The organism is Ruegeria sp. N11, from assembly GCF_056531525.1.
The window spans coordinates 65,901-78,688 of the sequence record NZ_JBQFLX010000019.1; the positions used below are offsets into that span (position 1 = coordinate 65,901).

The 12,788-nt window shown below is 60.0% G+C and carries 13 protein-coding genes; 9 read left to right on the forward strand and 4 right to left on the reverse strand.

Features of this window, described 5'->3' with window-relative positions:
• Positions 1-27: 27 nt before the first annotated feature.
• Genes grxC through ACR0J8_RS18820 form a run of 3 tightly spaced genes read left to right on the forward strand, consistent with a single transcriptional unit; the run spans position 28 to position 1,570 of the window.
• Positions 28-285: a glutaredoxin 3 gene (grxC, locus tag ACR0J8_RS18810; protein ID WP_170615509.1), complete on the forward strand. Its 258-nt coding sequence runs from the start codon at positions 28-30 to the stop codon at positions 283-285.
• Complete coding sequence (locus tag ACR0J8_RS18815) at positions 285-1,115, forward strand: carbon-nitrogen hydrolase family protein (RefSeq protein WP_480526614.1); 831 nt, start codon at positions 285-287, stop codon at positions 1,113-1,115. Before grxC ends, ACR0J8_RS18815 begins: the two co-directional genes overlap by 1 nt.
• Before the next feature lie 14 nt (positions 1,116-1,129).
• Positions 1,130-1,570, forward strand: coding sequence for a MarR family winged helix-turn-helix transcriptional regulator (locus ACR0J8_RS18820; protein WP_010442526.1), 441 nt, complete (start codon positions 1,130-1,132; stop codon positions 1,568-1,570).
• A gap of 52 nt (positions 1,571-1,622) precedes the next feature.
• Here the strand turns inward: ACR0J8_RS18820 and ubiG are convergent, their stop codons facing one another.
• Entirely contained in the window at positions 1,623-2,369 is a 747-nt protein-coding gene (gene ubiG / locus ACR0J8_RS18825; protein WP_170805846.1) for a bifunctional 2-polyprenyl-6-hydroxyphenol methylase/3-demethylubiquinol 3-O-methyltransferase UbiG, read from the reverse strand.
• 48 nt (positions 2,370-2,417) lie between these two features.
• Between ubiG and pip the strand changes: the two genes are divergently transcribed.
• From pip to infB, 6 genes are all read left to right on the forward strand, one after another.
• The gene (pip, locus tag ACR0J8_RS18830; protein WP_480526616.1) at positions 2,418-3,398 is read left to right on the forward strand and encodes a prolyl aminopeptidase; all 981 of its coding nucleotides are present in this window, start codon (positions 2,418-2,420) and stop codon (positions 3,396-3,398) included.
• On the forward strand, positions 3,395-4,231 hold the full coding sequence (locus ACR0J8_RS18835) for an ABC transporter substrate-binding protein (RefSeq protein ID WP_480526618.1): 837 nt from the start codon (positions 3,395-3,397) through the stop codon (positions 4,229-4,231). Before pip ends, ACR0J8_RS18835 begins: the two co-directional genes overlap by 4 nt.
• 145 nt (positions 4,232-4,376) lie before the next feature.
• Positions 4,377-4,967 (forward strand): ribosome maturation factor RimP, encoded by a 591-nt coding sequence (rimP, locus tag ACR0J8_RS18840; protein WP_170386826.1) that lies wholly within the window; start codon positions 4,377-4,379, stop codon positions 4,965-4,967.
• Positions 4,967-6,580 carry a transcription termination factor NusA gene (gene nusA / locus ACR0J8_RS18845; RefSeq protein ID WP_480526620.1) on the forward strand — a complete coding sequence of 538 codons (1,614 nt, stop codon included), beginning with the start codon at positions 4,967-4,969 and terminating at the stop codon, positions 6,578-6,580. The genes rimP and nusA overlap by 1 nt, the downstream gene beginning before the upstream one ends.
• 22 nt (positions 6,581-6,602) lie before the next feature.
• Positions 6,603-7,226, forward strand: a complete 624-nt coding sequence (locus ACR0J8_RS18850) for an RNA-binding protein (RefSeq protein ID WP_170615495.1) — start codon at positions 6,603-6,605, stop codon at positions 7,224-7,226.
• An 8-nt stretch (positions 7,227-7,234) separates the two neighbouring features.
• Positions 7,235-9,709 (forward strand): translation initiation factor IF-2, encoded by a 2,475-nt coding sequence (gene infB / locus ACR0J8_RS18855; RefSeq protein ID WP_480891656.1) that lies wholly within the window; start codon positions 7,235-7,237, stop codon positions 9,707-9,709.
• Positions 9,710-9,773: 64 nt separating this feature from the next.
• On the opposite strand, the gene tdh is transcribed toward infB, so the two are convergent.
• From tdh to ACR0J8_RS18870, 3 genes are all read right to left on the reverse strand, one after another.
• Positions 9,774-10,802, reverse strand: coding sequence for an L-threonine 3-dehydrogenase (tdh, locus tag ACR0J8_RS18860; protein ID WP_480891683.1), 1,029 nt, complete (start codon positions 10,800-10,802; stop codon positions 9,774-9,776).
• A 14-nt stretch (positions 10,803-10,816) separates the two neighbouring features.
• The gene (locus ACR0J8_RS18865; protein ID WP_480891659.1) at positions 10,817-12,001 is read right to left on the reverse strand and encodes a glycine C-acetyltransferase; all 1,185 of its coding nucleotides are present in this window, start codon (positions 11,999-12,001) and stop codon (positions 10,817-10,819) included.
• Positions 12,002-12,111: 110 nt separating this feature from the next.
• Positions 12,112-12,675 carry a helix-turn-helix domain-containing protein gene (locus tag ACR0J8_RS18870; RefSeq protein WP_480526623.1) on the reverse strand — a complete coding sequence of 188 codons (564 nt, stop codon included), beginning with the start codon at positions 12,673-12,675 and terminating at the stop codon, positions 12,112-12,114.
• Between the last annotated feature and the right edge of the window lie 113 nt (positions 12,676-12,788).

Here is a 12,788-nt window from a genome sequence, read left to right on the forward strand (position 1 = left end):
GATTGCGCGAAATCTAGGGAACGGAACATGAAGCCGGTAGAAATCTACACCTCGCCGCTATGCGGCTTTTGCCACGCTGCCAAACGCCTGCTCAAGCAGAAGGGTATCGATTTCAAGGAAATCGATGTCCTGATGGACCCCAAGCGAAAACCAGAGATGATCAAACGGGCCTCGGGTAAACGCACGGTGCCTCAGATCTTTGTAGGTGACATCCATGTCGGCGGTTGCGATGACCTGTACGAGCTGGATCGGCAGGGCAAGCTGGACCGTCTGCTGGCGGCCTGATGAAAACGGCGCTGTTGCAAATCACTTCGTCGGATGACCCGGCAGAAAACCTCATTATGGTGCGCGCCATGATGGCCGATGCGGCAGCGCAGGGCGCGCAGTTTGTCCTGACGCCCGAGGTCACGAATTGCGTCTCGACAAGCACCACACGGCAGCGCGAAGTTTTGCAGCACGAAGAAGATGACATCACGCTGGCCGGCCTGCGAGAACAGGCCGCCACGCTTGGTGTCTGGCTGCTGATCGGCTCGCTGGCGGTCAGGACCCATGACGCAGATGGGCGATTCGCCAACCGGTCCTTCCTGATCGACCCGAAGGGTCAGATCGTGGCCCGCTATGACAAGATTCACATGTTCGACGTGCAGGTCACCGAGTCTGAAACCTTCCGCGAATCCAGGAACTATCGGCCAGGCGACAAGGCAGTGATTGCCGAGACCGATTTCGGCAAGGTTGGCATGACTGTCTGCTATGACATTCGCTTCCCGCAACTTTACGCGGCGCTGGCGCAGTCCGGCGCGCGGATTCTGACTGTTCCGGCGGCTTTTTCACCGGTTACCGGCGCGGCCCATTGGGAACCGTTGTTGCGCGCGCGCGCGATTGAGACCGGCTGTTGGGTTCTGGCCCCGGCGCAAACGGGTGAGCATCCGAAAACCCGCGGCAGGACCCGTCATACCTATGGCCACAGCATGGTTGTGGCCCCTTGGGGAGAGGTGCTGATCGACGCAGGTAACGATCCGGGCATTCACATTTTCGATTTGGATGATAGTTCTGTGACACAGGCGCGCAGCCGTGTGCCCTCATTGACTCACGTGCGGCCTTTCGACGGGCCCTGATCCAGAACCGGAATATGACGGACGAGAAAAATGCCCTTGCGGTCACGCTTTTCAGCGAGATCCTGACCGCCGATCAGCTTTTGCGCAACCGGCTCAGCCGGGTGCTGCCCAAGGGCATGGAGATCTCGCATTTCTCGGTGCTGAACCATCTGGTCTTTGTCGGAGACGAGCGCAGCCCGGCGCAACTGGCCAATACATTCCATGTGACCCGAGGCGCGATGACCAACACTTTGGCCAAGCTGGAATGGGCCGGATACATCCACATTCGACCCGACTGGGACGATGCCCGTCGTAAGATGGTGGCGATCAGCCCCGCCGGCCGCCGTGCGCGCGATCAGGCGATTTCGTCGATTGCACCGCTGATCAACCGTGTGGTCGGAGAATTGGGTCTGGAGCGGGTTCGCAGCACGTTGCCCGTGCTGCGAGATTTGCGGTTGCAGCTTGAGGGTGAATAGGGGCAATTCGGCATCCAGCGTCAGATGGGCGCTTGCCCCCATCTCGAACAGCTCAGCCCGGCTTCACGCTTGCGGTCACGTAATTCACGCTGAGGTCGCGGTCGGAAATTGACCAGCTCCACAGGATCGGGTTGAACACGAACCCCTTGCGGTCGACCGGGTCCAGCCCTGCCTGGCGCAGCAGGTCGAACAATTCGTCTGGTGTGATGAACTTGTGCCACTCATGGGTGCCGCGCGGCAGCCAGCGCATGACCACTTCGGCTCCGAAAATCGCCATGGCGTAGGATTTCGGATTGCGGTTGATGGTCGAACAGATCTGCAGTCCGCCGGGTTTCAGCAGGTGCTGGGTCGCCGTCAGGTAGCTGAGCGGATCAGCAACGTGTTCGACAACTTCCATGTTCAGGACAACGTCGAACTGTTCGCCTGCCTCGGCCAGCGATTCGGCCGTTGTGTGGCGATAGTCGATTTGCAGCCCGGATTGTTCCGCATGAATACGTGCGACGGGCAGGTTGCCTGCGGCGGCGTCGGCGCCGACGACCTCGGCCCCCAGTCGGGACATCGGCTCGCTCAGCAATCCGCCACCGCATCCGATATCCAGCAGACGCAGGCCTTCAAAGGGATCAGGGTCCTTCAGGTCGCGATCGAACTCGCCCGCAATCTGTTGTGTGATATAGTCCAGACGGCACGGATTCAGCATGTGCAATGGCTTGAATTTACCATGCGGATCCCACCATTCCGCGGCCATCGCTTCGAATTTTGCGATCTCGGAAGGGTCGACCGTGTTCGGATGCGCTTGCATTCCTGTCTCCGTATGCTCTTTTACCCGTAAGGACTATATAGGCCAATAATGGACAAGTACCCGGACCAAAAGCGCGCAGTTCAATATCTCTACCCGCCGACCGACCCGTTCGATCAGCGGATGGTGGATGTGGGCGACGGGCATCGCATCTATATGGAACAATGCGGCAATCCCGATGGGATACCGGTCGTGGTTTTGCATGGCGGCCCGGGTGGTGGCTGCAGTCCGGCGATGCGCCGCTATTTTGATCCCGATGTTTACCGGGTGATTCTGTTCGATCAGCGCGGCTGTGGCCGGTCCCGGCCCCACGCTGCGGTCGAAGACAACACGACATGGCATCTGGTTGACGATATAGAACGCCTGCGCGTTTTGCTGGACATAGATGAGTGGATCGTTTTTGGCGGCAGCTGGGGGGCCACCTTGGCGCTGATCTACGCGCAGGCCCATCCGGATCACGTTGCCCGTCTGGTGCTGCGTGGCGTGTTCCTGATGACAAAGGCCGAACTGGACTGGTTCTATGGCGGTGGGGCCGGAAAATTCTGGCCCGAGCAGTGGGCGAAATTCACGTCCCTGCTGCCCGATGCCGAACTGCACGACACAATCACGGCCTATCACAAACGCCTGTTCTCAGGCGATCGCGCGACCGAGATCCTGTATGCTCGCGCCTGGTCCAGTTGGGAAAATGCGCTGGCTTCGATCCATTCCAACGGATCGACCGGGGAAAGCCCCGGAGAGTATGCGCGCGCCTTTGCTCGGCTTGAAAACCACTATTTCATGAATGGTGGATTTCTTGAGAAAGACGGCCAGATTCTGGATCGGATGGATCGGATCGCACATATTCCCGGCTATATCGTTCAAGGTCGCTATGACATGATCTGCCCGCCGCAAGCTGCCTGGAATCTGGCCGACCGCTGGCCCAACGCCGAGCTGAAAATGGTGCGGCAGGCAGGCCACGCCCTCTCTGAGCCCGGAATTAGCGCCGAACTGGTCCGTATCATGGACCGTGTGGCCGAGGAGGCTGTGGCATGACACGGATCGACCGCCGAGCCCTGTTTGCGTCGGGTGCCGCTGCCGCTCTGCTGGCGGCGACCGGAGCTTCGCTTGCGGATACGCCGAAATCGGGCGGGGCCCTGCGGTTGGCCGTGCCCCGTGATGACAGCCTCGAGCAGGTGGCACGCGGCGCGGTGTTCGACACGCTGACCGAGATTGCGCCGGATGGCACCTTGCGTGGAGAACTGGCAACCAGTTGGCAAACCGATGCAGAAGCGCGCGTCTGGAATTTCGAGCTGCGCCGGGACGTTCTGTTTCACGATGGCGCGGTTCTGGAAATGGGTGATGTTCTGGCCGTTCTGGAAGAAGTCGGACAGGCCGAAGCGCTTTCCCTGACTGCGATACGATTGGAATTGGCCGCGGCCAATCCGGGCCTGCCGTTTCTTCTGGCCGACAGTCGGTTTGTCATTACGCGCAAGGGGCAGGGGGTCACGCCGCTGCACGCCGCGAACGGGACAGGGTGTTACCGGGTCGAGCGTGCCGAGGATGGCCGCCATTTCCTCGGACGCAAGGTGAGCGGTCACTACAAGGACGGACAGGCCGGTTGGGCCGACTCCGTGGAAATTATCGTCATTCCGGACCCAAATGTCCGCGCTGAAGCATTGCGGGATGGGTATGTCGACATCGCTGCCTTGCCTGCCTTGGAGGGGCTGAAGGGCCAGCGAGGTTTGCGGTTTTTTCCCGCCGAATCGGAGATGGCACTGGCGCTGGCTGCTCATGTGGGAATGCCCCGCCAGATCGGAAAGGGCCGCGCGCTGGACGACGGGCGCATCGCCGAAAGGTGGTGGGTGACGCAATTCCGTTCAGTGTGACCTGCTGGGGGTTGCAGTTTCGGGAAACCCTGCGTATATGCAGTTTCAACAGCGGCGTGTCGGGCTAGGGTCCGGGGCTCCACCGGAAAAGATCGACGGGCCGCGCGCCCGTTTTTTTGTGCCCGATTCATGGGTAGAGAACCTGATGACAAACGACCTGATAGCCAAAGCTGCCATCGATCGGCGACTGGCCGAGATCATTACCCCCGTGATCGAGGATCTGGGGTATGAGCTGGTCCGTATTCGCCTGATGAGCGGCAAACAGACCACGCTGCAAATCATGGCCGACAAGCCCGATGGCGGTATCGAAGTGGATGATTGCGCTGAAATTTCGAACGCGGTCAGCGCCACGCTGGATGTCGAGGATCCGATCCTTGACGCCTATACGCTGGAAGTGTCCAGCCCCGGTATCGACCGCCCTCTGACCCGTCTCAAGGATTTTGAGACGTTCGAGGGGTATGAAGCCAAGATCGAAACTGCCGAGCTGATCGACGGCCGCCGCCGCTTTAAGGGTGAATTGGCCGGGATCGAAGGGGACGAGGTTCTGATAAACATCCCCGAAGGGTCAGAAACGATCACCATCGGTCTGCAGTTCGACTGGCTGAGCGACGCCAAGCTGGTCCTGACCGACGACCTGATCAAGGAAATGCTGCGCCAGCGCAAGGATGCCGGTGCCCTGAACGAAAACGCTTTCGACGAGATTGAGACCGAAGGGTCCGAAGAGGAGACGAACTGATGGCAATCACCTCAGCCAACCAGCTGGAGCTGCTGCAGACCGCCGAGGCCGTGGCCCGCGAAAAGATGATCGACCCCGGTCTGGTTGTCGAAGCGATGGAAGAATCGCTCGCCCGCGCCGCCAAGAGCCGCTACGGCGCCGAGATGGACATTCGCGTCAGCATCGACCGTAAGACCGGCAAGGCCACCTTTACCCGCGTTCGTACCGTGGTCGAGGATGACGAGCTGGAAAACTATCAGGCCGAGTTCACCGTCGAGCAGGCCAAACAGTACATGGAAGACCCGCAAGTCGGTGACGTCTTCGCTGAAGAAGTGCCGCCGGTTGAAATGGGCCGTATCGCGGCGCAGTCGGCGAAACAGGTGATTCTGCAGAAGGTCCGCGAGGCTGAGCGTGATCGTCAGTACGAAGAATTCAAGGATCGCGCCGGAACCATCATCAACGGTGCCGTCAAGCGCGAAGAATTCGGCAATGTCATCGTCGATCTGGGTGGTGCCGAGGCCGTTCTGCGCCGCAACGACAAGATTGGCCGCGAAAGCTATCGCCCGAATGACCGTGTGCGCGCCTATATCAAGGAAGTCCGCCGCGAGGTTCGCGGCCACCAGATCTTCCTGTCGCGTACCGCGCCGGAATTCATGGCCGAGCTGTTCAAGATGGAAGTGCCGGAAATCTATGACGGCATCATCGAGGTCAAGGCCGTGGCCCGTGACCCCGGCTCGCGCGCGAAGATCGCGGTGATTTCCTATGACGGCTCAATTGATCCCGTCGGTGCCTGCGTAGGTATGCGCGGCAGCCGCGTGCAGGCCGTTGTGAATGAGCTGCAGGGCGAAAAGATCGACATCATCCCGTGGAACGAGGACCAGCCGACTTTCCTGGTGAACGCGCTGCAACCCGCCGAGGTTTCCAAGGTGGTTCTGGACGAAGAAGCCGGCAAGATCGAGGTTGTGGTCCCCGAGGAACAGCTATCGCTCGCCATTGGCCGCCGTGGTCAGAACGTGCGTCTGGCCAGCCAGCTGACCGGTCTGGACATCGACATCATGACCGAGGCTGAAGAGTCGGCGCGTCGTCAGAAGGAATTCGAAGCCCGCACCAAGCTGTTCATGGAAAGTCTGGATCTGGACGAATTCTTTGCCCAGTTGCTGGTCTCAGAGGGTTTCACCAACCTCGAAGAGGTGGCTTACGTCGAGATCGACGAGCTGCTGGTCATTGACGGTGTAGACGAAGGCACCGCGCAGGAACTGCAAACCCGCGCGCGGGAATTCCTGGAAGCACAGGCCAAGGCCGCGCTGGATGCTGCCCGTGCCCTGGGCGCCGAGGACAGCCTTATTGAATTCGAAGGCCTGACACCCCAGATGGTTGAGGCGCTGGCCAAGGACGATGTGAAGACACTGGAAGACTTCGCGACCTGCGCGGACTGGGAACTGGCCGGTGGCTGGACCACGGTCGAGGGCGAACGCATCAAGGATGACGGTGTTCTGGAGCCTTTCGGCGTCACGCTGGAAGAAGCACAGGATCTGGTCATGACGGCCCGCATCATGCTGGGTTGGGTTGATCCGGCCGAGCTGGAGCAGGCCGAAGAAGATGGTGAAATTGCAGACGAGGAGGCCGAGGCCTGATTTCAGGCCTCGGGTGGCGTGAATGGGTCGCGGTGGCGTCCATAAAGACCGGTCCGAAGGACCTGAACGCAAGTGCATCGCCACGGGCGAAGTTCAGCCTAAATATGGGTTGATACGCTTTGTGACGGGGCCGGACGGTCAGGTCTATCCGGATGTCGCGGCGAAACTGCCGGGACGTGGGGTCTATGTGGCGGCGGATCGCGCCGCTCTGGACCGGGCCGTGGGCAAGAAACTGTTTGCACGCGGGTTCAAGGCTCAGGTGACCATACCGCAGGATCTGGCGGATGAGGTCGAGCGGCAGATTTCGCGCCGGGTGATCGAACTGCTGAGTCTGGCCCGCAAGTCCGGCGATGCGGTCGCCGGCTACGAAAAGGTCAAGACGTGGCTGGACCGGGAAGAGGCCCAGGTACTGATTCAGGCCACCGACGGATCGGGGCGCGGCAAGTCGAAACTGAGCACGCCGCATTTTGGAAAATACATCGGTTGGCTGACGGCGGACGAGTTGGGACAGGCATTTGGGCGCCAAACCGTGATTCATGCGGCTCTGGCCTCTGGCGGACTCGCCAAACGTGTTGTAGAGGAAGCGCAGCGCCTGCGTGGCTTGCGCGAAACGGATGACGGCGGCAAGGGCCGCTCGGAAGGGTAAGAAGCTTTATGAGCGATAGTGACGGCAAAAAGACATTGGGTCTTCGTGGCGGGGCACGCCCCGGAAATGTGAAACAGAGTTTCAGCCACGGACGCACCAAGAATGTCGTGGTGGAAACCAAACGCAAGCGCGTGGTGGTCCCCAAGCCGGGTGCCAGCAAGCCAGGTGGCGGCGCTGCGCCGTCGGGTGATCCTTCACGTCGTCCGGCGGGCATCTCGGATGCCGAAATGGCGCGCCGCATGAAGGCATTGCAGGCCGCCAAGGCGCGGGAGGCCGACGAGGCTGCTGCCCGCGAGGCGGAAGAAAAGGCGCGTGAAGAAGAACGCGCCCGCCGCCGTGCCGAGCAAGAGGCCAAGGAACGCGAACAGCGTGAGGCCGAAGAACGTGCGCGCCAGAAGGCAGAAGACGAAGAGCGCAAGCGCAAAGAGGCGGAAGAAGCCGCCAAACGCGCTGCTGCTGCCCCGGCCCCCGAGGAACCCAAGGCGGCCCGCACCCCGGCCAGCAAGCCTGCTCCAGCGGCGACTCCGCGCAAGCAGGATCGCGAACGCGAACAACGCGGTCGCGGCAAAGGGCGTGACGACAACCGCAGGTCCGGCAAGCTGACACTGGGTCAGGCCACCGGTGGCGAAGGTAACCGTCAGCGCTCGATGGCGTCGATGAAGCGCAAGCAGGAGCGTGCGCGTCAGAAAGCCATGGGCGGCCCGGTCGAGCGCGAAAAGGTGATCCGCGACGTACAGTTGCCCGAAGCGATCATGGTTTCGGAACTGGCGAACCGTATGGCCGAGCGTGTGGCCGATGTGGTCAAATCACTGATGCAGATGGGCATGATGGTGACGCAGAACCAGACCATCGACGCCGATACAGCCGAGCTGATCATCGAAGAGTTCGGCCACAAGGTCACCCGTGTTTCCGATTCGGATGTCGAGGACGTCATCAAAGAGGTCGAAGACAGCGAAAAAGATCTGCAACCGCGTCCGCCGGTCATTACGATCATGGGTCACGTTGACCACGGTAAGACCTCGCTGCTGGACGCGATCCGCGATGCGCGGGTCGTCGCAGGCGAAGCGGGTGGCATCACCCAGCATATCGGTGCCTATCAGGTAGAAACCGATGGTGGCACGACGCTGACCTTCCTGGATACTCCGGGCCACGCGGCTTTTACCTCGATGCGCTCGCGCGGTGCCCAGGTCACGGATATCGTGGTTCTGGTGGTTGCGGCCGATGACGCGGTGATGCCGCAGACGATCGAGGCGATCAACCACGCCAAGGCGGCCGAAGTGCCGATGATCGTGGCGATCAACAAGATCGACAAACCGGACGCGAACCCGGACAAGGTCCGCACCGACCTGCTGCAACACGAAGTGATCGTCGAGAAGATGTCGGGTGAAGTTCAGGACGTCGAAGTGTCGGCCATCACCGGTCAGGGTCTGGACGAACTGCTGGAAGCCATCGCGCTGCAAGCCGAGATTCTGGAACTGAAAGCCAACCCCGACCGCGCTGCCCAGGGCGCCGTAATCGAGGCGCAGCTGGATGTGGGCCGTGGTCCTGTGGCCACTGTTCTGGTTCAGAACGGCACGCTGCGTCAGGGCGATATCTTCGTTGTGGGTGAACAGTACGGTAAGGTCCGTGCGCTGATCAACGACAAGGGCGAACGCGTCAAGGAAGCTGGCCCCTCGGTTCCGGTCGAGGTTCTGGGCCTAAATGGTACGCCCGAGGCCGGTGACGTTCTGAACGTGACCGAGACAGAAGCTCAGGCCCGTGAGATCGCAGCCTACCGCGAACAAGCCGCCAAGGACAAACGCGCCGCCGCCGGTGCCGCGACCACCCTTGAGCAACTGATGCAGAAGGCCAAGGAAGACGAGAACGTGGCCGAGTTGCCGATCCTCGTCAAAGCCGACGTGCAGGGTTCTGCCGAAGCCATCGTTCAGGCGATGGAGAAGATCGGAAACGACGAAGTGCGCGTGCGTGTACTGCACTCGGGCGTTGGTGCGATCACCGAGACGGATGTCGGCCTGGCTGAAGCCTCCGGCGCGCCGGTCTTTGGGTTCAACGTTCGTGCCAATGCGTCAGCCCGGAATACGGCGAACCAGAAGGGTGTTGAGATCCGCTATTATTCGGTGATCTATGACCTCGTTGATGACGTGAAAGCGGCCGCATCGGGTCTGCTGAGCGCCGAAATTCGCGAGAAGTTCATCGGTTACGCCGAAATCCGCGAAGTCTTCAAGGTCACCGGTGTTGGCAAGGTTGCTGGCTGTCTGGTCACCGAAGGTGTTGCCCGTCGTTCCGCAGGCGTCCGCCTGCTGCGCGACAACGTGGTGATCCACGAAGGCACGCTGAAGACGCTGAAGCGCTTCAAGGACGAAGTGGCCGAAGTCCAGTCGGGTCAGGAATGTGGTATGGCATTCGAGAACTACGATGACATCCGCCAGGGCGACGTCATCGAAATCTTTGAACGCGAAGAAGTTACCCGCACGCTGGACTGATCCAGACACAATCAGACAAAGAAAAACAGCGGCTCATTCGGGCCGCTGTTTTCGTTTTGTCATTTCAGGTCCAGTCCAGCACCACTTTGCCGGATTGACCGGATTTCATGGCCTCAAACCCTTTGGTGAAATCGTCGACGCTGAACCGATGAGTGATGACCCGGCTGACATCCAGGCCGTTCTGAAGCATGGCTATCATCTTGTACCAAGTCTCGAACATCTCGCGGCCATAGACGCCTTTGATGGTGATCGCCTTGAACACGATGCGCGACCAGTCGACCGGGGATTTGCCGGGCGGGATACCCAGAAGGGCAATCTTGCCACCCATCACCAGCGCTTCGACCATCTGATCCAGCGCGGCTTGTGAGCCTGACATTTCCAGGCCCACATCGAACCCCTGTTGCATTCCAAGCGCAGCGATAACGTCTTTCAGGTCTTCGTGACTGACATCGACGGCGCGAACCGTGGGTACGACATGTTCGGCAAGCTTCAAACGATCCGGGTTGATATCGGTGATCACCACATGCCGTGCCCCGGCATGACGGGCGACCGCGGCAGCCATGATGCCAATGGGACCCGCTCCGGTAATCAGAACGTCCTCTCCCAGCAAATCAAAGCTGAGCGCCGTGTGCACCGCATTGCCGAGCGGATCAAGGATCGCTCCGATTTCATCCGGGACGTCGTTCGGCAAGGGCACAACGTTAAAGGCGGGCAGTTTCAGGTATTGGGCAAACGCCCCCTGTTCGTTTACCCCGATGCCGCGCGTGCCGGGGTCGAGGTGAAACTTGCCTGCGCGGCTCTGGCGGCTGTCGGTTCCGATCAGATGCCCTTCCCCCGAGCAGCGCTGGCCAATCTCAAGACCCGTCACGTTGCGTCCGATCTCAACAATCTCTCCGGCAAATTCGTGACCGGTGATCATCGGCACCGGAACAGTATGCGCGGCCCATTCATCCCAGTTCCAGATATGAATATCGGTGCCGCAGATACCGGTCTTGTTGATCCTGATCAGCACCTCATCGGGGCCGATTTCCGGCACCGGAGACCGCACCATCCAAAGCCCTTCCTCGGGCCTGGACTTCTCGAGCGCTTTCATTGTGTTGGGTCGCATCAGATCACTCCCAGCTCCTTGCCGACCTTACCGAAGGCCGCCAGTGCGCTGTCCAGTTCGTCCCTTGTCAAGGCTGCATTCATCTGGGTTCTGATCCGCGCCTTTCCGCGTGGCACGACAGGAAAGAAGAAGCCCGAAACATAGACGCCTTCGTCAAACAGACGTGCGGCCATGTCCTGCGCCAACTGCGCTTCACCCAGCATCACGGGGATGATCGGGTGCTCGCCGGGAAGCAGGTCAAATCCCAGTTTTTCCAGACCCGCGCGCCAGTATTTCGCATTGCCGAATAGCTGAGCGCGCAGCATGTCGCCCTGTTCGACCAGACGGATGGCTTCAAGCCCTGCGGCGACGATGGAAGGCGGCAGCGAGTTTGAGAACAGATAGGGCCGCGCCCGCTGCCGCAGCAGGTCAATCACTGGCTGCGGCCCGGCGATATAGCCGCCGATTGCCCCCCCAAGTGCCTTGCCCAGAGTTCCCGTCAGAATGTCTACGTCGACACCGAAGTGATCCGGTGTTCCGGCACCGATTGGCCCCATAAAGCCGGTGGCGTGGCAGTCATCTACCATGACGATGGCATCGTACTTGTCCGCCAGTTCGCGAATTTTTGGCAGGTTGGCCAGATATCCATCCATGGAAAATACGCCATCAGTGGCGATCATGACATGCCGCGCCCCGTCCTCGCGCGCCTGTTTCAGCCAGGCTTCAAGGTCGTTCATATCATTGTTCATGTAGCGATAGCGCTTCGCCTTGCACAGCCGCACGCCGTCAATGATCGACGCGTGGTTCAGACTGTCCGAGATAATGGCGTCTTCCGGGCCCAACAAAGGTTCGAACAGTCCGCCATTGGCGTCGAAACAGGCTGCAAACAGGATGGAATCGTCTTTGTTCAGGAACTTCGCCAACGCCTGTTCCAGTTCCCGGTGAATATCCTGCGTTCCACAGATGAATCGCACCGAAGCCATGCCGAACCCTTTGGGTCCCATTGCGTTCGTGGCAGCCTCGATCAGAGCGGGGTGATCGGCCAGACCCAGGTAATTGTTAGCACACAGGTTAATAACCTGCCTGTCGCCCACCGTAATCTCACCGCCCTGGGGCGAGGTGATCATTCGTTCGCGTTTGTACAGGCCTTCTGCTTCGATCTGCGCAAGGGTGTCCGTGATGTGGGACAGGAATGCATCTGCCATGGCGACCTCCGTTCATCTGAGTCGCGTTTCTAACATAGTGGACAATATTCCCAAATAGGGGAATTACAGTATGAAGGAAAAATTTCCGTGAAGGCGGAAATTTGCTGATGTCAGGCGTTTTTTACGATCAGGAAAACCCGTGCCGGGCCATCGGCGGAAATGGAATGCGCAATATCCGCTGCATACCGGGCGGTATCGCCTTGCTTCAGGTCCGAAACGGCGTTCCCCGAAATGACACGGACGGCGCCCTCCAAAACGGTTAACTGTTCCCGTGCGCCCCGCTTATGGGGCTGGCTGTTCAACGCACCGCCGTCTTCGAACTGAATATCGTAAACTTCGTGCCCACCGGCCTCTTCCGGCGGCGACAGGATGTGAATCCGGCATCGCTCGCCCATGTTATCGATACTTGGCACTTCGGTTTTCTTGAGCACCTCGATTTGATTCTTGGCTTTGGAGTCTTCCAGAAGGCCCGCAAAATCCACCTGCAGGGCGCGGGTCAGGTTCCACAGTGTCGAGATGGTCGGGCTGCTTTCGCCCCGTTCGATCTGGCTGACCATGGACCGGGAGACGCCGCTTAAGTTGGCGACCGCTTCGAGGGACAGGCCCTTGGCCCTGCGTGCCTCTTTCAGGCGGGCGGGGAGGCGTGTCAGGATATCGTCTGTGTTTTCCGTCATGACGGAATTTCATGCGCGCTGAGCGGAGCATTGTCAATTCCGTCCGTGACGGGACGTCTTGCGCGACATCATCATTCTGCGTGTGCATACTGCGGTCAAATTCAGGAGGAGTG